This is a genomic window from Longimonas sp. (assembly GCF_040409695.1).
Classification (GTDB): domain Bacteria; phylum Bacteroidota; class Rhodothermia; order Rhodothermales; family Salinibacteraceae; genus Longimonas.
The window spans coordinates 17,610-43,375 of record NZ_JARWGJ010000016.1; the positions used below are offsets into that span (position 1 = coordinate 17,610).

At 61.5% G+C, this 25,766-nt stretch carries 21 protein-coding genes; 8 read left to right on the forward strand and 13 right to left on the reverse strand.

Annotation, left to right across the window (positions count from 1 at the left end):
- Positions 1-102 precede the first annotated feature (102 nt).
- Genes PPP56_RS00760 through PPP56_RS00775 form a run of 4 tightly spaced genes read right to left on the reverse strand, consistent with a single transcriptional unit; the run spans position 103 to position 3,851 of the window.
- Positions 103-471: a response regulator transcription factor gene (locus tag PPP56_RS00760; protein WP_353561777.1), complete on the reverse strand. Its 369-nt coding sequence runs from the start codon at positions 469-471 to the stop codon at positions 103-105.
- A gap of 29 nt (positions 472-500) precedes the next feature.
- Positions 501-3,251, reverse strand: a complete 2,751-nt coding sequence (locus PPP56_RS00765) for an ATP-binding protein (RefSeq protein WP_353561779.1) — start codon at positions 3,249-3,251, stop codon at positions 501-503.
- Positions 3,252-3,254: 3 nt separating this feature from the next.
- The gene (locus tag PPP56_RS00770; protein ID WP_353561781.1) at positions 3,255-3,497 is read right to left on the reverse strand and encodes a hypothetical protein; all 243 of its coding nucleotides are present in this window, start codon (positions 3,495-3,497) and stop codon (positions 3,255-3,257) included.
- 24 nt (positions 3,498-3,521) lie between these two features.
- Complete coding sequence (locus tag PPP56_RS00775) at positions 3,522-3,851, reverse strand: ArsR/SmtB family transcription factor (protein ID WP_353561783.1); 330 nt, start codon at positions 3,849-3,851, stop codon at positions 3,522-3,524.
- A gap of 229 nt (positions 3,852-4,080) precedes the next feature.
- On the opposite strand from PPP56_RS00775, the gene PPP56_RS00780 reads away from it, so the two are divergent.
- From PPP56_RS00780 to PPP56_RS00800, 5 genes are all read left to right on the forward strand, one after another.
- Positions 4,081-4,518 (forward strand): MarR family winged helix-turn-helix transcriptional regulator, encoded by a 438-nt coding sequence (locus PPP56_RS00780; protein WP_353561785.1) that lies wholly within the window; start codon positions 4,081-4,083, stop codon positions 4,516-4,518.
- 95 nt (positions 4,519-4,613) lie between these two features.
- Complete coding sequence (locus PPP56_RS00785; RefSeq protein WP_353561787.1) at positions 4,614-5,654, forward strand: VOC family protein; 1,041 nt, start codon at positions 4,614-4,616, stop codon at positions 5,652-5,654.
- Between the two features lie 65 nt (positions 5,655-5,719).
- Positions 5,720-6,346 carry an NAD(P)H:quinone oxidoreductase gene (gene wrbA, locus PPP56_RS00790; RefSeq protein WP_353561789.1) on the forward strand — a complete coding sequence of 209 codons (627 nt, stop codon included), beginning with the start codon at positions 5,720-5,722 and terminating at the stop codon, positions 6,344-6,346.
- A gap of 227 nt (positions 6,347-6,573) precedes the next feature.
- Positions 6,574-7,107 carry a hypothetical protein gene (locus tag PPP56_RS00795; protein WP_353561791.1) on the forward strand — a complete coding sequence of 178 codons (534 nt, stop codon included), beginning with the start codon at positions 6,574-6,576 and terminating at the stop codon, positions 7,105-7,107.
- A 243-nt stretch (positions 7,108-7,350) separates the two neighbouring features.
- On the forward strand, positions 7,351-9,744 hold the full coding sequence (locus PPP56_RS00800; RefSeq protein WP_353561793.1) for a TonB-dependent receptor: 2,394 nt from the start codon (positions 7,351-7,353) through the stop codon (positions 9,742-9,744).
- Positions 9,745-9,800: 56 nt separating this feature from the next.
- On the opposite strand, the gene PPP56_RS00805 is transcribed toward PPP56_RS00800, so the two are convergent.
- Positions 9,801-10,751 (reverse strand): ferredoxin family protein, encoded by a 951-nt coding sequence (locus tag PPP56_RS00805; RefSeq protein WP_353561795.1) that lies wholly within the window; start codon positions 10,749-10,751, stop codon positions 9,801-9,803.
- 183 nt (positions 10,752-10,934) lie between these two features.
- Here PPP56_RS00805 and PPP56_RS00810 point away from each other — a divergent pair, with 183 nt between their 5' ends.
- Together PPP56_RS00810 and ruvA are read left to right on the forward strand one after the other, a co-directional pair.
- Positions 10,935-12,620 carry an NAD+ synthase gene (locus tag PPP56_RS00810; protein ID WP_353561797.1) on the forward strand — a complete coding sequence of 562 codons (1,686 nt, stop codon included), beginning with the start codon at positions 10,935-10,937 and terminating at the stop codon, positions 12,618-12,620.
- A gap of 48 nt (positions 12,621-12,668) precedes the next feature.
- On the forward strand, positions 12,669-13,277 hold the full coding sequence (gene ruvA, locus PPP56_RS00815; RefSeq protein WP_353561799.1) for a Holliday junction branch migration protein RuvA: 609 nt from the start codon (positions 12,669-12,671) through the stop codon (positions 13,275-13,277).
- 75 nt (positions 13,278-13,352) lie between these two features.
- On the opposite strand, the gene PPP56_RS00820 is transcribed toward ruvA, so the two are convergent.
- From PPP56_RS00820 to PPP56_RS00855, 8 genes are all read right to left on the reverse strand, one after another.
- Positions 13,353-14,096, reverse strand: coding sequence for a hypothetical protein (locus PPP56_RS00820; protein WP_353561801.1), 744 nt, complete (start codon positions 14,094-14,096; stop codon positions 13,353-13,355).
- A 30-nt stretch (positions 14,097-14,126) separates the two neighbouring features.
- Positions 14,127-15,038, reverse strand: a complete 912-nt coding sequence (locus PPP56_RS00825) for a cyanophycinase (RefSeq protein WP_353561803.1) — start codon at positions 15,036-15,038, stop codon at positions 14,127-14,129.
- Between the two features lie 48 nt (positions 15,039-15,086).
- Positions 15,087-16,733: an Rqc2 family fibronectin-binding protein gene (locus PPP56_RS00830; protein WP_353561805.1), complete on the reverse strand. Its 1,647-nt coding sequence runs from the start codon at positions 16,731-16,733 to the stop codon at positions 15,087-15,089.
- A gap of 138 nt (positions 16,734-16,871) precedes the next feature.
- On the reverse strand, positions 16,872-20,081 hold the full coding sequence (locus tag PPP56_RS00835; RefSeq protein ID WP_353561807.1) for an efflux RND transporter permease subunit: 3,210 nt from the start codon (positions 20,079-20,081) through the stop codon (positions 16,872-16,874).
- Between the two features lie 60 nt (positions 20,082-20,141).
- Positions 20,142-21,341: an efflux RND transporter periplasmic adaptor subunit gene (locus PPP56_RS00840; RefSeq protein ID WP_353561809.1), complete on the reverse strand. Its 1,200-nt coding sequence runs from the start codon at positions 21,339-21,341 to the stop codon at positions 20,142-20,144.
- Positions 21,342-21,403: 62 nt separating this feature from the next.
- Positions 21,404-22,972 carry an efflux transporter outer membrane subunit gene (locus PPP56_RS00845; protein WP_353561811.1) on the reverse strand — a complete coding sequence of 523 codons (1,569 nt, stop codon included), beginning with the start codon at positions 22,970-22,972 and terminating at the stop codon, positions 21,404-21,406.
- Between the two features lie 84 nt (positions 22,973-23,056).
- Positions 23,057-23,686: a TetR/AcrR family transcriptional regulator gene (locus PPP56_RS00850; RefSeq protein WP_353561813.1), complete on the reverse strand. Its 630-nt coding sequence runs from the start codon at positions 23,684-23,686 to the stop codon at positions 23,057-23,059.
- 354 nt (positions 23,687-24,040) lie between these two features.
- On the reverse strand, positions 24,041-24,481 hold the full coding sequence (locus PPP56_RS00855) for an FKBP-type peptidyl-prolyl cis-trans isomerase (protein ID WP_353561815.1): 441 nt from the start codon (positions 24,479-24,481) through the stop codon (positions 24,041-24,043).
- A gap of 302 nt (positions 24,482-24,783) precedes the next feature.
- Here PPP56_RS00855 and PPP56_RS00860 point away from each other — a divergent pair, with 302 nt between their 5' ends.
- On the forward strand, positions 24,784-25,752 hold the full coding sequence (locus tag PPP56_RS00860; protein ID WP_353561817.1) for a Brp/Blh family beta-carotene 15,15'-dioxygenase: 969 nt from the start codon (positions 24,784-24,786) through the stop codon (positions 25,750-25,752).
- Positions 25,753-25,766 lie beyond the last annotated feature (14 nt).

The window sequence follows — 25,766 nt, forward strand, 5'->3', positions numbered from 1 at the left end:
TCTGTGCCTCTACGGCTGTTGATACGCACGCGTTTAAAAGGGCGCAGGTCTACAACGTCAGCGAACCCCGTGCTCCAAGGCAGTTTAGCGCCCGCTCTCGTGCTACGCATCAGGCAAGTACTTCCGAGCTGTAGCCACGACATCGGCTACGGCAAACGGTTTTGTGATGTAGGCATCGGCCCCCATCGCGTAGCCCTTTTGAATATCAACTTCGCGTCCTTTTACCGTAAGCATGATGATGGCGAGGTCGTTCCCGTCGGGGCGCTGCCGGATCGCGTTGCACAGGTCATATCCGTTACGTGACGGCAGCATTACGTCGAGCAGAACCAGGTCGGGAAGCTGCTGGTCGAGGGCATCCATAACGTGCGCACCGTCGTCTACAACCTGTACCGAGCAGCCCTCTTGTTCCATCAGGAAACGCAGCGGGGTAACGATGCTGGGCTCGTCTTCAACGATCAGTACGTGGGGCATAATGCAGTTAAGGAGATGAGGCAGAGGCATTAAGAGGCAGAAGTCGTAGAAACAGAAGCAGCCGCACTGGCGGGTACGTAACGGGGCAAGCGCATCGTAAAGGTGGCACCCTGCCCGGGCGTGCTGCGAACCGTGAGCGAACCGTCGTGCTGACGCACAATCTGGCGGGCGATGGCGAGGCCGAGTCCGCTACCGGCCTGAGGACCAACGCGGTTGCGGGCCTGTCTGAATTTTTCGAAGATCGCGTCTTGCTGGTCGCCTGCAATGCCTGGGCCGTTGTCGGAAACTGCCACGCTAACGGTGTCGGCATCGCGCGTTGCCTGCACGGTGACGCGTGCATCGGTCTCGGCGCTGTACTTGGCGGCGTTCGAGAGCAGGTTGAGCAGCACCTGCGTGACGCGGTCGTCATCGATTGAGGTCAGGCACGGATCGTCGGGTACGGTAACGTGAAGCGCAATGCCCTGCTGCTGAAACTGTGGGCGGACCGCATTGAGGGCGTTGCGCACCACAGCCCGCAGGTCGCGCGGAGCCCGGTTGAGGTTGGGGGCGGCGTCGAGGCGCTGCAGGTCGAGCACCTGGTTTACGAGCCGGGTAAGCCGCTCGGTTTCGCGCATAATGGTGGATGCAAACGACTGCTGCTGTTCGGGCGTCAGGCTGGGCGTCTGATGCATGATCTCGGAGATAGCCCGAATGGCCGTGAGCGGCGTGCGCAGCTCGTGCGACACGGTCGACACAAAGTCGTCCTTGAGCTGGTCGATCTCCTTGAGCTTCTGGTTGGCCGCGCGCAGCTCGTCGGTGGCGGCTTCGAGCTCTGCTTTTTTGCGCTCCAGCTCGCGGCTGTAAGCCATGACCTGCTGGGCCTCATCGAGAATCTCCATGACTTCACTGATGTGCAGCGGCTTGGCCTGCGCCACCGACCGCACCACAGCCTGTGCACTGGCTGCTCCAATTGCGCCGGCAAGGAGCGTTTCTACGTAGTCGACCAGCTCTTCGTCGGCGGTTTCGGGGAGTGCGTCGAGCTCATGCCGGGTACGATAGGCATGAAGCGCCCGCTCGGCTGCGCGCCAGCCAAGAAAGCGTCGCAGCAGCGCATGCAGGTCGCCGACCGGGGCGGTGCCTCGCCAGGGGGCGGCCGACTCGTGGGGGTCGGCATAGTGAAAGACATCGACAAAGCGGGTGGCCTGGCTCTGCTCCATCATGGTGGGATGCGTAGCGAGCGACACCACTACGTAGAGCCCGCCATTAACCAGTAGCGTCCAGAACAGCGTATGCGGCACCGGATTGAGGGCATCCAGCCCCAGCAGGGCGTACGGGCGCAGCGCGGCAATGCCGAACGGGCCGTCGGTAATAAACGAAGCAGGCAGCCAGCCCGAGTCGGCCAGCAGCGGCAGCGGCAGGGTGTATCCCCACACGGCCACCCCGGCCAGGAGTCCGGCCAGAGCACCGGCGCGGGTGCCGCGTTTCCAGAAGATCCCCCCGAGTATCGCGGGGGCGAACTGCGCGATCGCTGCAAACGAGATGAGCCCGATCGCGACAAGAGAGGGGGCATCGCCGAGGCCACGCAGGTACAGATAGCCCATCAAGATAACAACGACGATGGCTACGCGTCGGATACCCAGAATCACGCCTGTAAGGCGAGCGCGTTCGACCAGGTTCAGGCCGGGCGCACGCAGCAGGAGAGGCACCACCAGGTCGTTGCAGATCATGGTGCTGAGCGCTGTGGCCGCCACGATGACCATTCCGGTAGCGGCCGATAGCCCGCCAATAAATGCCAGGAGGGCGAGGGCCGAATGCCCCTCGGCGTATGGCAGAGCCAGGACGAACATATCGGCATGGGTGGCATCCCCAAAATGCAAGAGCCCGGCCACCGCGATGGGCAGCACAAAAATGTTGATAAGCAGCAGGTAGAGCGGAAAGAGCCAGGCTGCCTTGCGCAGGTGGTCTTCGTTGACGTTCTCCACCACCGTAACCTGAAACTGCCGGGGCAAGAAAAGCACCGCGAGCATCGACAGGCCGGTAAGCCACACCCAGTCGGCCCACGCCCCCGATGCCCCGTCGACCGTATACAGCGCTTCTATCTCGGCCACGGCAGCGCCCTGCCGGAAGAGGTCGCCAACGCCGTTGTAAAGGCCAAACGTGACGAACAGCCCCACCGCCAAAAATGCCACCAGCTTCACGACCGACTCAAACGCAATCGCAACAACCAGTCCCTCGTGGCGCTCCGTTACGTCGAGATGCCGCGTGCCGAAGAGGATGGTAAACACCGCCAGTGCAAGGGCTGCATAGAATGCCGTATCTTGGAATACCGGAGGATACGCGGTGTTTGCTGCATCGAGGGGGACGGTAAGCGCGCTGAAGCTGGTCGAGATGGCTTTGAGCTGCACTGCGATGTATGGCACCACGCCGAGTACGGCAACAACCGTTACCACACCTGCCAGTAGCGCACTCTTACCGTAGCGCGCCCCGATAAAGTCTGCAATTGAGGTGATGCGCTCGTGGGCACTGATGCGGACGATCTTCCGCATCACAACCCACCATAGAATGGCAATGAGCGTAGGGCCGATGTAGATCGGCAGGAAGTTGATGCCGTCGGTAGCCGCGTAGCCTACGCTTCCGTAGAACGTCCAGGCCGTGCAGTATACAGCAAGCGAGAGGGCGTAAATGTAGGGATTGTTGACGAGACTGCGCCCGTGCTCGGCGCGCTCGTCGCCATAATAGGCAATCGCAAAGAGCAGCCCGAGATAAGCAGCAGCAATAAGCAGAATCAGGGTAGGGTCCATATGCTACCTGCGAGGGGCGTCTGACTCAGCAGGTTCAGTCGACGTGCGCGAAGCAGAGGGGCGGTGAAGCAGCCATGCGCTGGTCCCAATGAGCAGGGCCCAGATTGCAAAGATCACCGCGTACAGTACAGGAATACCGCCTATAGTTGCGGGCACGCTGTACACGGTAAGCAGAGGATACCCCAATAGCAGGCATCCTGCCACGAAGAGCACCCCCAGCCAGCGCTGCAGTTCGATCGTATCCATGCAGGTATGCACGTTAGACGGGTGTCAGGTAGCGGCTGCGTTGCCAGTCTCCAGCTGGTTCGTTACCAGGACGCAGATGCCGGGCAGGCTGGGGTCGTCGAGCGAATAGAACGCCTTTACGCCTTCCTTACGGCGGGATACGAGGCCTTCGCGCATCAGAATACCCAGATGCTTGCTCACATTCGCCTGCCGCTGCCCCGAGGTATCGACCAGCTCCTGCACGTTCATTTCGCCATGTACGCGAAGCAGGTTCAGCAGCTGCAGCCGCACGGGGTCGCCCATAATCTTGAGGCGCCGCGCTACACGCTCAATCTGAGACTCAGGCACCAGGGGAGGGTTGGTCGGCTCGGACATGCACTTGGGGAATGGTCAGACAACTACGCAATGTTTGCTACGGCACCGATCTTTTTACGTTTCGTTCACACTTTTGGGGCGCAGGAACAGCGACATCGGGCGGGCAGGGAGCAGGATCAGAGAAAACAGCATATCTGCAACAAAGTCGTCGCACGAGGAACGACACAGTGCATTCTGATTAGTTATCTTGGTATCAAGATAATTGTATGTAGACAAGCTGATGCGTTGTATGGACCGTGATCGCCGCCGGGCCCTTCAGGTGTGGATTGCGCTGAACCGTGCGCAACATGCTGTTGATGCGCCGCTGCGCCGCCAGGTGGAGGTACATGACCTGACCATGAAAGAGTTTGCCGTGCTCGAAGTGCTGCTGCACAAGGGGCCTCTACCGGTGGGCGAGGTGGGCGAGCGTGTGCTGCTAACCAGTGGTAGCATGACCTACGTACTTGACAAGCTGGAAGAAGAGGGGCTCGTTACGCGCCGGGCTGACGACGACGATCGCCGCATCCAGATCGTTCGGCTTACCGACGACGGACGCGACCGCATTGAGCAGGTGTTTCCCGAGCACGCCGTTATGATTCAGACACTGATGAGCGATCTCTCTATTCGCGAAAAGGAAACGCTCTTTCGATTGCTGCGCCGCCTGCGCGATTCAGCTGCACGCTCGTAGCGCTACGTACTTGTCTCACTGGTCGCTTGGCTCGCCAGGCAGCTACCAACTACGATCTGTACTCCTACACCTTCTGCTAAACCTTCTGCATGCTCATGGCTTCTGACCTTACGCTCAAAGGGATCCACCACGTATCGGCCATCACGGCACGGGCCAGCTACAACGTTCAGTTTTACACCCAGACCCTGGGCCTACGGCTTGTAGCAAAGACAGTGAATCAAGACGACACGTCGTCGTATCATCTGTTTTATGCGGATGCGCACGGCACCCCGGGTACCGATCTTACATTCTTTGACATTGCACAGGCTCGTGAGCAGCGCGCGGGGGCGGGCCTGATCACGGGCACCTCGCTGCGGGTGCGGGGGCAGGAAGCGCTGCAGGCATGGGCCACGCACTTCGATGCCGTCGGGGTGCGCCGCACGGCTATCCACGAGCGGGCAGGGCGCGCTGCCATCACCTTCTACGACCAGGAAGACCAGACGCTTCACCTGGTCGACGACAGCGCCGACGTAGACCGTGTGCCAGACACTACGCCATGGAAGCAGGCTCCCGTAGAGGCGAAGCACGCAATACAAGGGCTGGGTCCGGTCGAGATTACGGTTGACGCCACGGCAGGTACGCGCGATGTGCTGACCGAGGTGTTCGGGCTGCGCGACGAACGGGCGTACACGGTTCGTGCTAATGGCACCAATAGCCCCGATGGGGGCGGTAACGACGCCGCCGTTCCGCATCCCCCTGAAACCGCCCGGGTGTTTTCGATCGGTGAAGGCGGATCCGCGGCGGAGCTGCACGTTATCGAAACGACAGATGCGCCTCGCGGCTGGCTCGGGCGGGGCGGCGTGCACCACGTAGCGCTTCGCACCCCGAATGAAGACACGATTGCAGCGTGGCGCGAGCGCATCGCGCAGGCCGGACTCAATGTGTCGCCCATTATCGACCGCCACTACTTTACGTCGATCTACGTGCGGGTGCCGGGCGGCATCTTGATCGAGATCGCGACGGACACCGGAGCCGCGTTTCCGGTCGACGAGGCTGATGCCGGCAAAGTGACCCTGCCCCCTGCGCTGGAGCCCGACCGCGCATCGATTGAAGCCAACCTTGCTCCTATTGAACCCGCAACCACGCCGGTTGCATAACCACCTTTGCGAGAGCTGCATGCCCTCGCATCCTTATTTTCTTGCACAGATACACCGATTCCACTATGGCTACCAACGTTCTTATCCCGTTTTACTCATCGTACGGACACACCTACCAGATGGCACAGGCCGTGGCTGAGGGCGCCGAGGGCGTCGATGACACGGACGTGCGCCTGCGGCGCATCCCAGAGCTGGAAAGCGCTCGCCAGGCGATGAGCGGCCAGGATGCCTACGTGCAGGCGCAAGAGGCAATAAGCGAGCATCCTGAAGCGACGCATGACGACCTGCGCTGGGCCGACGGCATCATCTGGGGCTCGCCTACGCGCTACGGCAACATGACTGCGCAGATGAAGCAGTTTATCGACACCACCGGTGCGCTCTGGCAGAACGGCGAGCTCGAAGGCAAAGCCACCGCCATGTTTACGTCAACCGCCACAATCCACGGCGGGCAGGAGACGACCATCCTGACGAGCCTGGTGCCGCTCTTGCACCTGGGGATGATCTTCGTGGGACTGCCCTACGGCGAAAATCCGCACATTCTGACGACCGAGGGCGTTGGTGGCACGCCATACGGCCCGACGACGCTCGCCGGTGGCGATGGATCACGGCAGCCGGTAGAAGACGAGCTGCTTTCGGCCCGCAACCTGGGGCGCCGTGTCGCCAATGTGTCGGCACGCTTGAAGGGACTGTAGCATCCCTCGGTTTTGTCGCATTATGAGACATTAAGGAGCAGCCTCCGCTGCATAGTGGGGGCTGCTCTTCGTTTGTGCGCCGCGTTTACAGACCTGCGTTGCCGCCGCGTATAGACAAACGTGTAGGCCAAACAGAAGAAAGCGCAGACAGATTTTCGTAGAACCGTGAACTGAAGCCCTATGCGGTAAGTATTACTGCGTGTAGTTAAAGATAAATTCCGTGCTGCATGTTGACCCCGCACCGCTTCCATGCCGATAAATCCGTACCGGCGCGCCTTGGCGTGCTGGTGCTGATTGCGTCGATGCTACTCGTGGGGCCGCTCGGGGGCTGGCAGGCGGTCGTCGGGTATATCGCAACCGGCATAGCGTCGCCCTGCGCGCATCATAGCCAGGGGCCCCACGTGTGTCCGCATCATGCAGCCATGCAGGCGGCCCGCGCGGCTGGTTCTGGGGCCACAGCGCAGCACGACGCGCACCATAGCAATGCGCATACTGGCGACGCTGCGCACTTCTGCATCGACCGCGACGCGATGCCACCAGAGATGCACGAGGCCGGGCACGACATCCCCCTCGCTTTACAGTGCACCTGCGACCACGACGCTGACGGCCCCGATGATGCGGTACTCGTGCTCGACAAGTTCGTGCTTACGGCACTTGAACAGCCCGATCGCTTCTGGCACGTACGGGCCGAGTACGGCCTATGGTCTATGCACCTCTCTTCACTCCAGTCCGAGGACATCTTCCACCCGCCCCGTGTCTGACGCGGGCATATCGGGATGGAGAGCGCTGCAGTCAGATACCCCGTGGGCAAACCACGGGTAAGCTTCCCCTACGGGTGCGCTGTATCTGCGTGGCATGTACCCACATGCGGTTTATCCACGTGATATCTGTCCACGTGGTGCTATCACCTGCAGCGCCACAGTCATCATCCGAAGCCCCATCTCACTGAACCAGGAGCATTTGCTCCACCCTCTTTTCTATCAACCATACTTCTTTTTTGTCTTATGGATATGCTATCTGTGCGCGCTTACGTGCGTACCTGCACTGTTCTTATTTTGCTTACTGGATGCGTGGCATGGGCTGCCCCAACGCCTGCATCTGCACAGGCTCCGGCCACCGGAATGCTTACCGGCGACGTAGTCCACGCCGAAACGGAAGCCCCCCTGCCTGACGTCAACGTCGTCGTGGAGGATGCCGGGCGCGGTACCGCAACCGACAGCGACGGACGCTATGAGATCGTTGATCTCACGCCGGGCACCTATGTGGTGCGCGTGAGCGCCGTTGGCTACCAGGCCGCCGAACAATCGGTCACGATCGAGGCCGATGAAACCACCGTTGCTTCGTTTGCGCTGCAGCCGGCCCGTGTTGCACTTGACCAGGTCGATGTTTTTGCGACAGCGCTTGAGGAGCGCCTCACGACCCGCATCGGTCAAGAAGAGCTTGATGCGCTTCCGCTGCAAGACGTAGGCGAGGCGCTTCAGACGGTAACAGGCATCAACCTGCAACGCCGTGGTGGGCTCGGGCTCGACCCGAACGTGCGTGGCCTTACCGGCACGCAGGTATCAACGTTCGTTGACGGCATGCGCAGCTTTGGGGGCGGGCCCGCCCGCATGGATACGCCGCTGAGCCATATAGACCCGGCCAGCGTGCAGCGCATGGATGTGGTGCGCGGACCGTACGCGTTGGCCCAGGGGCCCAGCCTCAGCAGCATCCGTGTCGACACGCGGGCCTCGATTCCTAACACGCTGGCTACCGGAACGCTTCGTACCGGCTTCGTGAGCAACCGCGACGCCGTCGACCTTGACGGACGCCTGCTTGGACGGTCGGGACGCCTCTTCTATGATGTGGGCGGAGCCTACCGCACGGGCGACGACTACACAGCAGGCGACGGCACCACCGTCCGCGGCGAGTTTGAGTCGACCGAGGTGCGTGCACGCGTCGGAGTTGAGCTGCCAGGAACCTCTCGGCTAAGTGCCCAGGCCAGCTTTCAGGACCAGGGCAATATCGCCTACCCTGGGCGTCCGCTCGATGCGGTCTACTTCGAGACCATTCGCGGAGCGCTCACTTACGAGTGGTACGGCACGGGCACGCTTCAGCGCTTCGAAGCGCAGGGCTACGGCTACCAGACGCTGCATCGCATGAACAACGACAACAAGCGCACAGCAGAGCCCGACCCTGATCGAATGCCGCCCATGGCGCTGTACATCACCAACGACACGGAGATTGCCACCGTAGGCGGCCGTGCGCTGGCAGAGCTGCAGCTGGCCCCTGACTTCACGCTCAACGTGGGCACAAGCGGATATAGCGCGCTACGCACCGCCACACGCGAGCGGGGGCCGCGCACCGAGGACGGCAGCCAGGGACCCGTTATGCACCGCGACATCGTCTGGCCCGACGTGCGCACGACCGAGATCGGCGGCTTTGCCAAGCTGGAGCGCGTCTTCGGGCAGGCAGAGGCAACGGCCACCGGACGCCTTGACGTGGTGCATACCGACCCGCAGACGGTCACCGACGGGTTTCGTGAACGCGCGGAAGCGGCACGGGGGCTTACGCTAACTGGCGACCTGGCCACGACCGATGTGCTGTGGAGTGCTGCCGCCAGCGCTACGGTACCGCTTGTCGCCCCCCTCTCTGTAATAGCCGGAGTGGGTTCATCAGCGCGTGCTCCCGAACCGTTGGAGCGGTTTGGCGATCGCGTGGGCGCCACACGCACGCAGCGGGGCAATGAGTTCATGGGCAATCCTACGCTCAACCCCGAGCGCACCTACCAGGCTGACCTCGGATTAGAGGCAGCAACCCCACGCTTCACCGGTTCGGTTACCGGGTTTGTACGTCACCATGATGACTACATCACAATCATACAAGCCCCAGGCGTAGCCTCCGCATTGCCGCTAACTCCCGACATAGTGTTTACCTATGCGAACGGGCAGGCAACCTTCTGGGGCGTTGAAGCCGAGGCACACGCACAGGTACACCCGACGTTGCGCGTGCGGGCCAGCGGCGAATATCTGTGGGGGCGTGATGAGTCGTTCGAAGACGACGAGCCCGCCTATGGCGTCATGCCCGCACAGCTCCGCCTGGGGGCGCGCTGGATGCCGGTAGGTGATACCTTCTTTCTGGATGGATCGCTGCGTGCTGTTGCAGAACAGACACGCGTAGCGACGATCCGTAACGAAGGCGAGACCGACGGGTTTACCACGGTCAACGTAACCGCAGGGGCTCAATTGTTGAGTAACGTATCCCTGCGGGTCGGCGTGACCAACGTGTTCGATACTACGTACCGGGAGCACCTGAATGCACGCTCATTCCAGTTTGATGCGCTGCAGGCGGATCAAAATCAGGCGTTTATCCCTGAGCCTGGGCGAAGTGCATTCGTGCGCGTCCAGTACGGGTTTTAGAGCGTGCCCTGATGCGTGAGATGCTAAGTGGTGTCTGAAAAGGCCCCGGTCTGCTTTCAAGCAGGTCGGGGCTTTGTCGTAGGGGGATCGCTCAAAGGCGATGCATCCGTATCCCACGTAACATGCCATTCTGTGCTTGGCTTAGGAGTGTCGTCTTTGCAGCTATGTACAAACGAAGGGCCCTCCGTAGCATGCACAAATGCCGTATACACCGCACCGTCGTAGTCGACGGCTACCTTATAACTGTCAGACTTTCGGGCTACGACACGCCCGTCTACGGCAGGCAACGCATCCACCGCCCGCTGTCTGCGCAGCGCAATACACGCAGCCTGCACCGGGCGCAGGTGATGGACCCTGCCTCGATAGTGATTCAGGTCGAAGAGGCGTTTGTGGCGGTGGGCGTCAACCAGGTCCGGCACCGCGTCGGCATCCACCCAGCCATAATGTGTTCCAGCAGGCAGCACCAGCACAGTAGGGGCAAACCGATGCCCGCCCAGATGCGACGTCTGCCAGGCGCCGTCGGGATGAACCTGTTCAGCAGCCTGGGCTACGGGGCGCCCCCATTTGGCGCAGCAGGCATCGCGGCGCCCGTTGGTGCACGTAAGCACGAGCGGGCCATCAGGAAGACCAGCCGGTCCGCGTGTGAGCAGGTTGGGGACGTCAAGATGCTGCAGGTCGGCATAGGCGGATACGTACCGGGCATGCACTACGGGTACGCTTCCGGTACGCACAACAAAGCAGCGGATTGACCCCGGGGCATCCCATGTTTTGATGCGGCGACGAATAAGCTGCACGCGCAAGTCGGGGACGTCGGCGCGCCAACGCGTCAGTGCCGGTTCGATGGCCGGGTACCACTCCGCATCGGGGAGGGCCTGCGGGCCCCACGGCATAGGGTCTTCGATCAGGAGCCAGTGCACCGCTTCGGTGGCGGTGCCGGCCATTGGCGTTTCAGCGTCGCGTGCAACGCGAGAGCAAAAGCGAGAAGAGGGCACGATTCGGGTAGGCACGAGATGAATGGAATGCGTGCCTCTCGTATGCGTTGTGTTAAGGAGGGCTCCATGAAGTGTCTTGCAACGCATTCCGCTACGTCAAAGCATGTGTACAAAAGTGGGAACGACTGTGCCCTACGTACACGTTAAGAAGTACAGGCGCATATACTTAAACTATTACGACCAACCAGTTCACCATCTATGAAGCTGGCTCTCGCGCAGATAAATCCGACGGTGGGTGATCTCGACGGCAATCGGGAACGCATCGTATCGTACGCTCAGCAGGCTGCCGATGCAGGGGCCGACCTGGTTGCTTTTCCAGAGCTTTGCCTTACAGGGTACCCGCCTCAGGACTTGCTTAGCAACCCGCTCTTCATCGAGGCGGTGCAAGACAGTATTGCACAGCTCACCACCGAAATACCATCTGGCATCGGGGTTATTGTTGGAGCCCCCCTTCCCAACCCCGACACCCTGGGCCGTCCGTTGTACAACACGGCTCTGCTATTGGAGCGCGATATGGGAGAAGCGGTCGTGCATACCAAGGCGCTTCTGCCCACCTACGACGTGTTCGACGAAGACCGTCACTTTGAGCCTGGTCCGAAGGCGGGGGTGGTCGCGTGGCAGGGCACGCGCATTGGGCTGCACGTGTGCGAAGACATGTGGAACTGCCTGCCGGAAGAGCCGCATCGGCGCTACACGCGCGATCCGGTGGCCGAGCTCGCCGAGCAGAAGCCCGACTTCTTATTGAATATCAGCGCGTCGCCGTTCTCGGTAGGGAAGTCGAAAGAGCGTGAGCGGCTGCTGAAAGGCGCTACGACCCAGCACGGCGTGCCATTTGCCTTTGTGAATCAGGTTGGCGCAAACACGGAGATCGTCTTCGATGGCGACAGCCGGGTGTACACCGCCTCGGGCGAGTGTGCAGCAGCGGCAGACCGGTTCGAGGAAGATCTGCTTGTGGTAGATATGGACGCCCTTGCGCCGCAGCCCGAGCCCGCTTCGGATGACATTGCGAACATCCACGACGCGCTGGTTCTTGGCATCCGCGACTACTACGAGAAGACGGGCATCTTCAACAAAGCACTGGTCGGACTCTCTGGGGGGATCGACTCGGCGGTAACGTGCGCGCTCGCTACTGAAGCCCTCGGCCCCGATCGGGTCTTGGGCGTTACGATGCCATCAGAGATCTCGTCGGAAGGGTCGGTGACCGACTCGGAGCAGCTGGCGCACAACCTCGGAATCGAGTTCAAAGAGATTCCGATTGCGCCGGCTGTCGACGCATTTGATATGATGCTCTCAGCGGCTTTTGAGGGCACGGACGCAGGCGTTGCTGAAGAAAACATCCAGTCGCGAAGCCGGGGCATTACGCTGATGGCGCTGTCCAACAAGTTTGGCCACCTGCTTCTCTCTACCGGCAACAAGAGCGAGATGGCCGTTGGATACGTGACGCTCTACGGAGACACGAACGGCGGCGTTGCCGTGCTGTCGGACGTGCTGAAGACGCGTGTATACGAGCTGGCAGAGTACATTAACACCAAAGCGGGTACGGATCGCATCCCCCAGAACACGATTGATAAACCCCCGTCGGCAGAGCTACGCCCTGATCAGCAGGATACCGACTCGCTGCCTGATTATGCGGTCCTCGACATCATCTTAAGGCGATATGTCGAGGAGATGCAGGAGGCCGACACGATCGTGGCCGAGACCGGATACGACGCCGATCTGGTCAACCATGTGCTTCAGATGGTCGACCAGAACGAGTACAAGCGTCGCCAGGCGCCTCCGGGAATTCGAGTTACCGACAAGGCGTTTGGCGTTGGGCGCCGCATCCCGATCGTGATGCGCTGGGATCGCGAGGCGGCCCGCCGTGCCGCGCGACCCGTGGCGTGAGTAAGAACCTGTGCGCATCCGTCTACCTGATCCTCAGTATCCGACTACATGATTACCTACGTATCTGGCACGCTCGTCGAAAAGACGCCCGAAGAGGCCGTCGTAGACGTTGACGGACTCGGATATGCGATCCAGATTCCGACGTCTACGTTTCAGGAGCTGCCGGACACCGGGGAGTCGGTACATCTGTATACGGTGCACTACGTGCGCGAAGACGACATCTCGCTCTACGGGTTTTCCACCAAAGCCGAGCGCACCATCTTCAACACGATGCGTGGCGTATCGCGCGTAGGACCCAGCCTGGCGCTCTCTGCGCTCTCGGCCATGTCGCCACGGGCCCTGCGCGACCACGTCGTCCAGGGGGATACGGCGCGTCTCAAAGACATATCGGGGGTCGGTCGCAAAACGGCAGAGCGACTGATCGTTGAGCTGCGCGATCCGCTCTCTGAGATGGACCTGGGCGATGACGGGGCGCTACCTACGGGTTCGTCGGATGCGAAAGCCGACGCCCGGTCCGATGCCCTTGCCGCGCTGGAGTCACTCGGGCTCTCGCGCGCCGACGCAGAACGCTCCATCCGCGTGGTCTTGCGCGACAACGCCGATATCGACTCGGCCGATGAGCTGGTGCGCAAAGCGCTAAGGGCCAATCGAGAGTAGTCCTATCTCCCCGGTCGACGAATGGTTGCATTCCCCCCGAACGCTAAGCTCGGGGAGCGTCTCGTTGAGGGCGTGTCAAGCAAATGAGAACACATATGTGATGACCCGTAGCCGGTCGTTTTGCCACTGGAGACGAAGGTCGGTTTCGGCGGCACCAACGCGTTCATAGACCCACACATCTGACTCGACGCGACTCGGAGCACCCAGCGTGCGGCGCACGTCCGTAGGGGCCATGCCTACACGCAGCTCATCCGGGGTTGTGTAGAACGGGTCTCGCAGCTCCACCTGAATGAGAAAGCTGCGAGCGGTATCGCCTGGCACGTAAACGTGCGTCTGCATGCCAGCGTAGGCAAGCGTATAAACCGTGTCGACCTGACCGGGGGCAAAGGCATTCTCGACCGTGCGCTGACTGCGCCGGTCGGGCGTTCCGAGAAAGCGGAGCACCTCATCGTAGGTCATGTCGTCTGTATCACGCAGGGCTTGCTCCAGAAGAGCTTGCGTAGCCCCCGCATCGGGGCGCCGAATCTCAGCCAAGCCTTCTGACTCCGGCTCCATGTCGAAGTCGCCGGGTGTCTGCATGGTGGGAGCAGGCGGCGAGGTCTCCGATGCAGGTTCAGAGCTCCCGCATCCTGTTGCTATGAGTCCGGTGCCCAGTACGGCAAGCAGCAACGAGCCGCGCGAAAGGGAGGACGGGAAGCGAAAGCAGGGACGTAGCATGAGCATGAGAAAGCCGACAAGAAAGGAATGCGCTTCAGGGGCGCGTAACGGATGCACCTCAACGTACGGAGCATGCCAGTTGCATACAAGGCAGTAGGGCATGACGCGTGTATTACGTTTCGCCAAGGGGGGCTACTCGGGTAGTTCGACGGTTTCCCCAGGCAGGTACACATCGATGGTTAGTCCCCGCCCCCCCAGCAGGTTGTCTTGCGTACGGGTGGTACCGGTCGGGTGACGCACTACCACAATCTGCCACTCGCCGACGACCTCAGCTTCCGATTCGGTGATGAGCAAGGCGGTGGACTCATCGATCCCGATGCCGGCCATGGAGGGATCTTCGAGCACCGCGGTGAGCAGGCGGTTGTAGCGGCTGCGGTAGATAAAGTGCTGGTCGACAATCACGTTAGGAAGCAGGTCGAGGCCGTCGCGCAAAATCAGGTTGTCGGATTCGAGCGTGCGGAAGGTGGAGCTATATTCATCGTAGCGCTGCTCGTCGCCGGTGATCACGCGCGGGCCCATGACGGCCGCTCCGGCGCTGGTGCCTGCAACCAGCGCACCGTTGTCGTAGCTGTCGCGTATAGCCGCAATGACGGGTGTGCCGTCCACCGCCTCCATAAACCGCCGTTGATCGCCGCCGGTGAGGTAGATGAGATGAGCAGAGCGGATGGTATCGAGGTCATCCTGGCTGGGCGTAGTCCCTTCGGGAACGTGGATGCCTTTTACCGTCTGTGCTCCGGCGTCTTGTAGCCGCGTGCGCACCTCATCAATAGCAGCCATCGGATCGGATGTCGCCATTGGCAAGATAACGGCGTGACCCGTCGTATCCACCCCGGCCTCCTGCACCATGCGTTCTACCATCGCCGCGGGCTGCGTGCCGCCACCGATGATGAACAAGCCCCCGCTGCCGCGATCTGGGGCCGGGGATGCGACGGTGTCTTGCGCGCCGGGTGAGCTGTCGCATCCCCCGAATAGAACCGCTGTGCACAGCATCGTGAACAGGAAAACGTGCGCGCGTACCGAGGCGGAGCGGGTCGGTTGAAGCATGGCGGAGCGGGTACGTGCAGGAAGGGAAAAGACGAGTTAATCGATGCATTATGGTAGACCGGGCTCCACCATCAGCACCTCTTCGCGCTGCACCGTCACGGCGCCCGGCGCGCTGCCTTTGGGGCTGCGGACGTACTTGCGGCGCGTGTACATGACGGGCACCGCCCCGCTGCCACGCGCTTTGCTGTAGTACGCAGCGATCTGTGCGGCCTGAACCAGGCGCTTGCGTCCGGGGGTGGCATCGCGGTTGGGCAGGTGCAGCACCGTGTGCGACCCCGGCACCTGGCGCGCGTGCATCCAGATGTCGTACTTCTGTGCGGTATGGAACGTGAGCTCGTCGTTCTGCCGTGCGTTTTTGCCGACCCACACTTCAAAGCCTCCGCCCAGATCGAAGCGTCGAAACGGAAACGTGTCGACATCAGACGAGCCGCGGTCCATGAACGGGGCGATCTCGTCCGATCGGTCTTTGCGAAAGCGTTTGATGCCGTCGAGCGTGTCGATCGCGTGCAGGTCATCCAGAAGCTGCTGGGCGGATTCGGCGCGTGCGATGGCGTCGTCGAGGCGCGCCTCGGCCTCCTCGCGCGAACGCCGCGTGCGGCGGGCCCGGTCGTAGTAGTACTCGGCGTTTTTCACGAGCGACTTAGACGGGTCGAGTGGAATCGTGACCTCCTCTTCGCGCTCGCTGAACAGGTCGGGCATGGCCACCTCCGCAGCGCCCGGCTCGACCTGAGGCTGCGTCATGAGCAGGTGGGCCCATCGCTCGTACTCCTCGGCGCGGCTTTCATTCGTGAGCTCCTGCATCATCTGTTCGGTGGTGCGTTGCGCCCGGTCGGCCGCCCGCGTCAGGGCGTCGTCGAGCGGATCGTAGAGGCGCTCGAAGTGCTGCTTCGCCAGCATGCGGCGCACCGCTACGCGCACGGCGTTGTCGATGTTGTCGAAGGCTTCGCGCTCGTCGGTGCGGTGCTGCAGCGGGATAAGCGCAAACGCATCGGGAAACGGACCGTGGCCGTAGAGACGCGGGGCGGGCGTCGCCAGGTCGTTCAGCACGGCCTGGGCGGATGCGAAAAGCGCCTCTTTTTCTGCGGAGGAGACGGTTTCCGGGTCGGCAGTCGGGTCGAGTCCGGCGCGGTGCACGGTTTCGCGGGCAAGTGGCTGCCCGAACAGCGGAACGGCGGACTGCATAGCCTGGCGGACCTTATTACGGTTGTCGCGCCATCGTCCGAGAAAGTCGTTGAGCGTGTCGGGCATAGGAGCGGCGCGCGGGGTGGGCGCATCGGTGCCGCGCAGCGTGTCTGCGTTGCGAAAGGCATCGCGGATAGTGCCGGTCTCCGCATCCACCCAGAACACGTTCGCGCGCGCCCCGAAAAGCTGCCACACGATGCGCGAGTTATCGTCGAGGTCGAGCATGACCATGCGGTCGAGATGAGCAATGCGCACGTCGGTTACAGTGCGACCGCGGGCGCTGCCGAAGAGCGTGGCTACGTTGCGCTTTTTCTTGCTGATGCCGCTGGTGCGAAACAGAAACAGGAGCGGACGCTGCACCGAAGTGCGGAGCATCCAGTCGGATTCGGGGCCGCTCAGCGCAAGTGAGAATTCGTTTCTGACCTGCGAGAACGCATCGTGTACGCGGCATCCAACGAGGTCGTCGTGCCAGCGGGCGACCAGTGCACGCAGCGTAAAGTAGCTGTTGATCATGAGGAGGCGATCCGAATCTGCAAAACTGCGGGTTCCGCTTTACCGCAGGATGGGTAGGGTGATCCGGATGGGAGACGGGCGCGCCCGTGGAGCCCGCCCGTGACATGCCTCTACGGGGAAACCAGAGATCGCACGGGATCATGCCGCATCGGCCGCAGGTGAGTGGCTTCCGTACGTGGTGGGCATAGGGCGATCCAAGACCTCAGTGTACAGGTACTCGGTAATTCGGTACTGTAGCATAGCAAAGGCAGGGATGAGCAGCATCACCACGGGGAGTGTAAACAGGATGCCCAACCCCAGGCTCACGGCCAGCGGTACCAGAAACTGCGCCTGCACGCTGGTTTCGATGATGATCGGGAAGACGCCCAGAAACGTGGTGAGCGACGTGAGCAGGATGGGACGAAAGCGCGATTTTCCGGCGGCCACCAGCGCCTCTGGCCACGACTTCCCGCTGGCGAACTCTTCATTGGCAAAATCGATGTAGACCAGCGAGTTGTTGACCACGACTCCGCTGAGGCCCACGAATCCAAAGATGCTAAGCAGTCCAATCGGAATATCCAGCAAGAGATGGCCCAGAATGGCGCCTGCCCACCCAAACGGGATGACGCTCATGATGACGAGCGGCTGGATATACGACCGAAAGGGAATGGCCAGCAGCGCATAGATCGCAAACAGCGCGATGGCGAAGCCAATCAGCAACGACCCGAGCGCCTGCTGCTGCTCGCGCTGCTCGCCCTCGAAGCTGAAGTCCAGTCCTTGAAACGTACCCTGCATAGCTGGAAGGATGCGGGCTTCGAGCACCCCGTTCACCTCCTGACCGGTCACAACCTCCTCGTTTACGTCGGCCGTGATGGTGATAACGCGGCGCCCGCCCCGACGGTTGATCTGCGACGGGCCAAAGCCAATATCGGCGGTGGCCACATCGCCGAGTGGAACGAATGCGCCCTCGGCGGTGCGGATGCGGTACGTTTCCAGGTCGGTGATGGCACGGCGCTCGTGCTCGGGCAGCCGGGCGAACACCTGCACTTCGTCTTCGCCGCGCTGCAGGCGGTACGACTCGGCGCCGAAGAAGCCCGCGCGCACCTGCTGGGCCAGGTCGTTCAAGGTGAGTCCGAGCGTGCGCGCCTCGGGGCGCAAAGCCAGCTGCACCTCGCGCTTACCGGCTTGCTGGTCATTCTCGACATCAAAGACCCCGGTGAACTGGCGCAGCGAGTCTTGCAGCGCCTCGACTGCGCTGGACAGGGTTTCTGCATCATCGGCGGCGAGTTCGACAGCGACCGGGTCGCCGAGGTCTACCACGTCGGCCGAGAAGGCAAGCGAGCGGATGCCGGCAGGCTCCTCGAACCGGTCGCGCCAGGCTTGCTCAAACGCGCGTGCTGTTACCTCGCGCTCCTCCGGATCGATCAGCTCAAACGAGACCTCGGCCAGGCGCGGGTCAATGAGACCAGGGCCGGCATCGGCCGGGCCAGCATTGGCCTGCGGCTGCTGTCCGATGCTGGTAAACACGTTGGCTACAATGTCGGGATGCGAAGCGGCAAGGTCAGCTTGCAGATCCTCTGCCGTTTCGCGCCCGGCCGCTTCCAACTGGTCGGTAATGCGCTGCGTCTGCGTGGCGGTAACGCCCACCGGGAGTTCAAGGCGCGCGGTTACGAGTTTGCCCTCAATGGTCGGTAGAAATGAGAACCGCACGTATCCCCCTGCAATCAATCCACCAATTATAATGAGTACGGCAATGCCCGTGCAGAGCACAACGCCGTACTGCGACGTGCTGTACTTCAGGGCACGCTGCAGCGGGCCGTTAATAAAGCGGTCCAGCGCATCCGCAAACCGCTGCTGGATCTTCTTGAGGCGGCGGATGAACGCATTGTCGTCTTTTTCGGGGGTCTTCTTGACGGTTGACAGGTGGTACGGCAGGATAAAGAGCACCTCAACGAGCGAAAGCAGAAGCACTACAATCACGATAAACGGGATGTCGCCCAAGAACTTGCCCAGCGTGCCTTCAATGAAGAGCAGGGGCGCAAAGGCGGCAACTGTTGTGAGCACGGCAAAGATAACCGGGGCCGCAACCCGGTTAGACCCTGTTACAGCAGCTTCGGTAGGGTCGGCTCCTTTCTCTTGTTCGGCGAAGATATTCTCGCCCACGACGATTGCATCATCCACCACGATACCGATCGATAGGATGAAGCCGAAGAGCGAGATCAAGTTGATGGATACGCCGAGCAGATACATAACGGCAAAAGTACCCACAAAGGAAAGCGAGATGCCCACTGAGGTCCAGAACGCCAGACGCGGATTCAGGAACAGCATGAGCGTCGCAATGACGAGCAGAAGGCCCAGCAGTCCGTTCTTGATGAGCAAGTCGAGGCGGCTCTCAAGGTCTTCGGCCTGATTCTGCCAGATGCCGACTTGAATGCCATCGGGCAGGGACGGGCGGAAGTTAGCGTCGAGATGGTTTTCCACAACCTCCACGTTGCGCAGCACCTGTTCGTTGCCGGTGCGGAAGACCTGCAGGAACGCCGCACGTTCGCCGTTAAACCGGGTGATGAGGTCTGCGTCCTCAAATCCGTCAACGACGGTGGCGATGTCGCCCAAGCGAAGCTGCGTTCCGTCTGACTGGCTGAGCAGCACAATGTCTTCGAAGTCTTGCTTCGTGTAGTTCTGCCCCATCGTGCGAATGAGAATCTGTTCATCCGCCGTCTCGATCTCGCCCCCCGGCAGGTCCAGGCTTCCCTCGCGCACGAGTCCAGCTACCTCAGGCAGCGTGAGTCCGTACGTGCGTAGCGTCTGTCGATCGACCTCAATCGAGATCTCGTAGTCGCGAATGCCGGCGCGCTCGATGAGCGAGATCTCGGGATACTGCGTGAGCTCGCGGTCGAGCTGCTTGGCGGCTTCTTTGAGAGACCTCTCGCTGGCACGTCCGTAGATGGCGACCTGCAAGACCTGCCGCCGGTTCGAGAGCTCGGTAACGGTCGGCTGTTCGGCCTCTTCGGGAAAGGCGGTGATGCGGTCGACCTCCTGCTTGATCTCGTCGCGCACCTGAGCGGCATCGGCGCCGCGCTGCAGCTCAGCGGTTACAATCCCAAAGTTCTCGGAGGCCGTTGCGAGAATCCGGTCGATGCCCTCCACGCCCTGAATCCGGTCTTCAATACGCTGCACGATCGATTCCTCGATCTCTTCGGGGGTGCTGCCCGGGTACTCTACGCGCACCTGCACGGCATCCAGGCTGAACTCAGGAAAGACCTCTTGCACCACCGCAAACGCGCTGATACCACCCACCAGAAAGATCAGAATAAAGAGGAGGTTGGAGGCCACGCCGTTGCGGGCCATCCAGTCAATCATACGGGTCATGAGCGTGCAGAGAGAACGGTAGGAGGATGCGGATGGATGTCGGTGGATATGTCGGTCGTGTCAGTTGTCGGCAAGCCGGACAGTCATGCTGTCGCTCACGACGGGGAGGTCGTCGGTGATGACCGGGCGGCCATCGGCCAGATCGCCCGTAACGAAGGCACGATCGTCAACGTGCTGTACGACATCTACTTCGCGCATCACAAGCAGCGTGTCTGCCTCCACCGTCCACACGGTGCCGTCATTGCGCACGGCGCGGCGTGGTACGGCGTAGTAGGTATCGAGCGAGCGCCCTTCGATGTCGACGGAGACGTACGATCCCACTGCGAGCGGCGGGCTGTCGTCGGCATCGCTGTCAGGATGCGCGTCGTAGGGCGCATCTACACGCACGGCGACGTTCACCGTACGGGTTTGCGCATCGAGCGCGCCTTCCACGCGGTCTACGTATCCATCCCACGTGTAGGTGGCATCGCCGTAGTTCAGCGTCACGGCGGCGGAGCGCGGCCGGTCGGTTTCGCGCGCACTGGTGCGCCACAGCCTGTCAATCAGGGCGGCGCGGCGCGACTCCAGCGGAACGACCACTTCTGCCTGCTCGGTGCTGAAAAGCTGCGCGACGGGGGTACCCGGCGCCACGTACGCCCCCTGGTTCGTCATGGTCGTGCGGATGCGTCCGTCAAACGGCGCCACGAGAGCTGTTCGCTCCAGGTTGGTCTCAGCGGTTTCGAGTTGGGCCTCTGCGCTCTCCAGGTTGGCCTCCGCCGCCCGGAGCTGAGGTTCGCGAAAGAGAAGGCGCCCCAGCTCCGTGCTATCGGGCTCGGGGGCCTCATCGGCGCGGCGACGCAGGCGTTCATACTCCTCCTTTGCTACGCCCACTTCTTCGCGCGCCTGCAGCACCTCGAACTGGCGCTGCGTAACGGCGGCCCGCGCCTGGCGCACCTGGCTTTCGTAGTCTGCCGGGTCGATGCGAGCAAGCACGTCGCCAGCGCGGAACGTCCCGCCGCTCACGAAGGCATCGCTCACCGACACGATCCGCCCACCCACTTCGGCCGTCAGGTCGATCTCGCGCGGGGGACGCACAGTGCCGCTCCCGCGGACGGTCAGCGCGCCGGAGCGGAGCTCAATAGGGGTGGTCGATACAATAGGTGCCTCAGCCGAAGGCTCGTCCTGCGGCGGAGCGCTGCGCAGCGCCACGAGGAGCACGGCGAGGATCAGGCTGCCTACGATGAGTCCGCCGCCGATCAGGTACGACTTGTATTTGTGCATAGCTCGGGGAAAGTGGGGGCCACTGGACGTAGCCGCGGTGAAGAGGTAAAGGTAAGCAGGGGTTAGTCGGTCGGTGCATCTGCTGTCGGAGAGCGATAGACATCGCGAAACAGGCGGGGGTCGTCGGCCTCAGGAGGCGCAACCCAGGCGCCGCCCAATGCACGGTGCAGCGCAATGCGACTGCCAACGAGGGCTTCTTCGGCGGTGGTGAGGCGCTGCGCCGTCTGCAGACGTGTGCGCTCGGCGTCGAGCGCCGTGGCGTAGTCGCCAATGCCCCGCTCGTAGCGGCGCATCTGGTTGGAAGCGTTAGACGTGGCCTGTTCAAGCTGGTCTTGTACCAGTGCGTACTGCTCTTGCTGCTTTTCGTATGCGGTGAGTGCTGCGTGCACCTCCTGGAGGGCGGTAAGCAGCGTCTGCTCGTAAGTAGCGCGTGCTTGCACGTAGCGTGCCTCGGCAGCGCGCTGCTCGGCGCGCAGGCGGCCCGCCTGAAACACCGGCGCAGCAATTGACGCGACCAGCGACGTAAAGCGCTGGTCGATGTTGAGCAGGTCGTCGAGCGTGCTGTTCTGGACGCCCCCTTCGCCGGTGAGCGAGAAGCTGGGTAGCCGGTTGGCCCGGGCCACGCCAATCTCACGCTGTGCGGCGTTCAACTCCCGTGCATCGGCGCGGAGGTCGGGGCGTGCCAGCAAGAGGTCCGAGGGGAGTCCGGGCGGGACCGGCTGCAGGTCGGCCAGGACCTCGTTGCGAGGGGCGGAGCGAGCCGCCTGCATCAGAGCCTCGTCGACGTTGCCTGCGAACTGCCCGAGCGTAACGGAGAGGCGGCCTCGTGCGTCGGCAAGCTGGCTCTCGCGCTGCGGCTGCTCGGCCTGAGCTGCTTGCAACTCCTGACGCAGCGCGTACACCTCGAACGAACGCACCAGCCCGCGATCGTAGCGATCTTCGGCCAGGTCTACGCGCTCTTGCAAAACGCGAATTGCCTCCTCACCCAGCTGGATCTGGCGCTCCAGGGCAGCCACCTCGAAGTACGTACTGATGGTCTGCGCGATGACCTGCTGGCGGGCGGTCTGCACCGCATCCACCGAGCCCATAAACCGATCCAGCGCTGCGCCCCGCTGGTTGCGCAGGCGGCCCCAGAAGTCGAGCTCGTACGAAAGCGACAGCGACAGGCTGTATGTGTCGAACGTGAAGCGATCGATCCTGGCGTCGTCGGGAGCATCGCCGCCAAGAGCGCCCCCGATGCCTACGTTGGCGGGCTGCGACTGCCGGTTGTAGCTCCCGGTGGCCGTCGCCTGTGGAAAGAGCGGGGCACGTGCAATCCGAAACTGACTGGCGATCTCATCAACGACCGCGCGGGTGCGTTCCAGGTCGAGGTTGCGTACGAGGGCCGTGTCGATGAGCGCGTTCAGGGCCGGGTCGTCGAAAGCCGTCCACCAGTCAACCGGGTCGAAGCGGGTCGAGTCGTTTTCGGTAAAGAGCGGTCCGCCTTCAAGAAGCGGGGTATCGTAGGCAGCCGGAAGGTCCGCCTCGGCGTTGGGCGTTTCCATCTGTGGCGTAAGGGAGCATCCGGCGGCAAGCGCGAGGCTTGCAGCAAGAAGGCTACATCCGATAAGCGAGCGTAAAAATCGCATCATACAGCGTCGTGCGGTAGACGAAGAAAAGGAGTCATCAGGAGAGACAAGAGCAGACGGCAATCAAGGCATCCTGCTACAGGCCCATTACGGTGCATTGGGAGCTACCAAGCCACGGTGCACGACGTCGAACACCTGCTCCTTTCGGGTTTCGACAAAGGCGTCCCAGTCGGAGGCAGAGGCGGGGTGCATCTGTTCGACAGTGGGGCGCGCTATGAAGGGGAAGATGCAGCCGGCAATGATGGTAAGCAGGGCATGGTCGGGGTCGACCGGTCGAATCTCGCCCGATGCGATGGCGGATTCGATAGCGGCCCGGAAGATCTGTGGAGGTGTGTCGGTGCCGGCGTCGGCCATCCGCTTCAGGTGCTGGCCCAAGAGCGGACCGCCACGCAAGTTCTCGCTGACGATAAGGCGCATGGCATCGGTGTGCGAGGCGCAGAACGCCACGTATCCCGAAATAAAGCGCCGAAGCAGCTCTGAAAACGAGTCGGCCTCGTGAAGCGCCTGGCGGTCGAACGAGGCCATAAACCGCTCCATCGCATGCGCAAACACGGCATCATAGAGGTCGGCTTTGGTGCTGAAGTAGTAGTGCAGCATCGACTTGTTGATCTGCGCCGCATCGGCAATCTGCTGCATGCGGGCGCCTGCTCTGCCGTGGCGGGCAAAGAGGACGAGGGCGGCATCAAAAATCTGTTGCTTGGTTGAAGCGGAGGACATGCCTTTGGATGCTGTGTGACATAAACCAATCACAGCCTACCGGATGCTACGCTCGGATTCAACCATATAGTTTAACCAAGTTGTAGGCTGGGCTGCTGAAATGCAACGGCACCGCCACAAGTGAGCAGATCTGGAAAGATAGGGTGCGACAGCAGATCACACAGATCAACGCCGTCAAGATGAGGCAGCAAAAATGTGTTCACGCTGTGTCATTATGAGGTTGAGCAGAAGCAGAGGCGTGGCCTGTAGCGGGCGGTCTACAGTAGAACAACCCATAGCCAAAAAGCGAAAGGCTCCTGAACCTGAAAACGAGCAGGTGCAGGAGCCAGAAACAGCAACGTGCCGAGAGGAGCATTAATCGTCTTCATCAACAATAGCACTCAGCGTTACCTCGAACGTGAGTGTTTGACCGGCCAGCGGGTGGTTAACGTCAATGGTAATCGTTTCCTCGGTCATGCGGGCCACAAAAGCGTTTACGCGCTGTCCGTTATCGAGCCGCAGTCGCAGCGCTGCACCGACCTCCGGATTCATCTCTTCAGGCAGATGATCCCGTTTGATCTCTTTCACCATGTCTGGATTGCGCACGCCATACGCTGCTTCAGGGGGAACCTCACCCGTTTTCGTTTCACCAGGCTCCATGCCCTCTACCAGATCCTGCAAGCCGGGAATAACCTCATCGTCGCCAATGGTGAACGTGAGCGGACCGTGCTCTTCAGAGGAGTCGAATACCTCGCCATCCTCAAACCGCCCGATAAATTCAATTTCTACTGTATCGCCTTTTTTTGCTGTAGCCACAGTGGTCGAGGGGTTTATGAGCATCAACATCGAATTAGAGGCAACGCCAGATACAGGCGTCTGTTCAGCATCCCGTTCAGGAACAACGCAAAAGGAAACACTGCGTGAGGCTAAATGCTGCACGAAACGTTGCCATGTAGCACGGTCATATATTACTGCTGGGGGATGCTGTGCCAGTGCGATGTGCCGCAGGACCCCTGCTTTTCCCGAATCGTCAAACAACAGGCTATGTGTGAAGCGGTTTGATTCATACTATAATATAACCTCACCATCTCCGTCTTTATTTACTGGATGCGTACGCTATGTCCGATGTCCCCCTTTCGCTTCGTAGTCCCAACGTATATGCGCTGGTTGTAGCATGTACGCTTCTAACGGCTGCCCTCTCATTCTGGGGAGCGCTCAGCCTGGGTTCGGTGGCGTTTGTCATACTTATGGTGGTTGTTGCCCTCACGGGAATTCCCCATGGGGCTGTTGACCATGTGGTAGCCGCCGACCTGTACGGCCTGACGTCGTCGTGGAGCGACCAGGCTAAGTTCTACGGGGTGTACCTTGCGCTGATGGCTGCGTACGGCGTGCTCTGGCTGATCAGTCCGGTTGTAAGTCTGGGGCTCTTTCTGGTGCTTACCATGTACCACTTCGGGCAGGCCGACCTCGCCTATTGGAACGTTCCCTCCCCCTGGCATCCGCTGCTCTATGCCTCGCGCGGGCTCTTGCTATTGGGGCTGCCTATCGTGGCGTTTCCGGAGGTGGTCGACCCGATATTTGCCGCCATTGCGGATGTACAGGTGAGCGATTGGCCCGGTGTAACCACTGCCTCTACGCTGCTTCTTGGCGGACTCGTGGCGCAGCATGCCCTTTCGCTGGGACTCCTCTCGCAGGTCGGCACGGCCAGCGGCAAAGACGTTGGGCGCGAGCTCTTCAACACCGCTGTGCTGGCCGTGCTGCTGATCACGGCGCATCCGCTGGTTGGCTTTGCCGTCTACTTTGGACTCTGGCACTCGCTCGGGCACATGATGGAGATTCTGCGCTTCTTTCAGCGGCATGGCCGCACCGCCACGTTTGGCTACTTCTATCGCAAAGCGGCGCTCTTCACGCTCATCTCGTTTATCGGACTGGGAGGCCTCTATCTGATCAATGAGGCGTTTGGGGCACAGGATCAGATGATCGCGTTGCTGTTCATCCTGATCAGTGTGCTCACGTTGCCGCACATGCTTGTGGTAGAGGCTATGTACCAGCGTGAGCGCCCCGAAACAGCCCCCGCCGCTGGATAAGTTCGTAGTAGACT

Bases quoted from the DNA above. Each gene is read 5' to 3' on its own strand.
- PPP56_RS00760 (WP_353561777.1), bottom strand. From the start codon at position 471: ATGCCCCACGTACTGATCGTTGAAGACGAGCCCAGCATCGTTACCCCG.
- PPP56_RS00765 (WP_353561779.1), bottom strand. From the start codon at position 3,251: ATGGACCCTACCCTGATTCTGCTTATTGCTGCTGCTTATCTCGGGCTG.
- PPP56_RS00770 (WP_353561781.1), bottom strand. From the start codon at position 3,497: ATGGATACGATCGAACTGCAGCGCTGGCTGGGGGTGCTCTTCGTGGCA.
- PPP56_RS00775 (WP_353561783.1), bottom strand. From the start codon at position 3,851: ATGTCCGAGCCGACCAACCCTCCCCTGGTGCCTGAGTCTCAGATTGAG.
- PPP56_RS00780 (WP_353561785.1), top strand. From the start codon at position 4,081: ATGGACCGTGATCGCCGCCGGGCCCTTCAGGTGTGGATTGCGCTGAAC.
- PPP56_RS00785 (WP_353561787.1), top strand. From the start codon at position 4,614: ATGGCTTCTGACCTTACGCTCAAAGGGATCCACCACGTATCGGCCATC.
- wrbA (WP_353561789.1), top strand. From the start codon at position 5,720: ATGGCTACCAACGTTCTTATCCCGTTTTACTCATCGTACGGACACACC.
- PPP56_RS00795 (WP_353561791.1), top strand. From the start codon at position 6,574: ATGTTGACCCCGCACCGCTTCCATGCCGATAAATCCGTACCGGCGCGC.
- PPP56_RS00800 (WP_353561793.1), top strand. From the start codon at position 7,351: ATGGATATGCTATCTGTGCGCGCTTACGTGCGTACCTGCACTGTTCTT.
- PPP56_RS00810 (WP_353561797.1), top strand. From the start codon at position 10,935: ATGAAGCTGGCTCTCGCGCAGATAAATCCGACGGTGGGTGATCTCGAC.
- ruvA (WP_353561799.1), top strand. From the start codon at position 12,669: ATGATTACCTACGTATCTGGCACGCTCGTCGAAAAGACGCCCGAAGAG.
- PPP56_RS00820 (WP_353561801.1), bottom strand. From the start codon at position 14,096: ATGCCCTACTGCCTTGTATGCAACTGGCATGCTCCGTACGTTGAGGTG.
- PPP56_RS00825 (WP_353561803.1), bottom strand. From the start codon at position 15,038: ATGCTTCAACCGACCCGCTCCGCCTCGGTACGCGCGCACGTTTTCCTG.
- PPP56_RS00830 (WP_353561805.1), bottom strand. From the start codon at position 16,733: ATGATCAACAGCTACTTTACGCTGCGTGCACTGGTCGCCCGCTGGCAC.
- PPP56_RS00835 (WP_353561807.1), bottom strand. From the start codon at position 20,081: ATGACCCGTATGATTGACTGGATGGCCCGCAACGGCGTGGCCTCCAAC.
- PPP56_RS00840 (WP_353561809.1), bottom strand. From the start codon at position 21,341: ATGCACAAATACAAGTCGTACCTGATCGGCGGCGGACTCATCGTAGGC.
- PPP56_RS00845 (WP_353561811.1), bottom strand. From the start codon at position 22,972: ATGATGCGATTTTTACGCTCGCTTATCGGATGTAGCCTTCTTGCTGCA.
- PPP56_RS00850 (WP_353561813.1), bottom strand. From the start codon at position 23,686: ATGTCCTCCGCTTCAACCAAGCAACAGATTTTTGATGCCGCCCTCGTC.
- PPP56_RS00860 (WP_353561817.1), top strand. From the start codon at position 24,784: ATGTCCGATGTCCCCCTTTCGCTTCGTAGTCCCAACGTATATGCGCTG.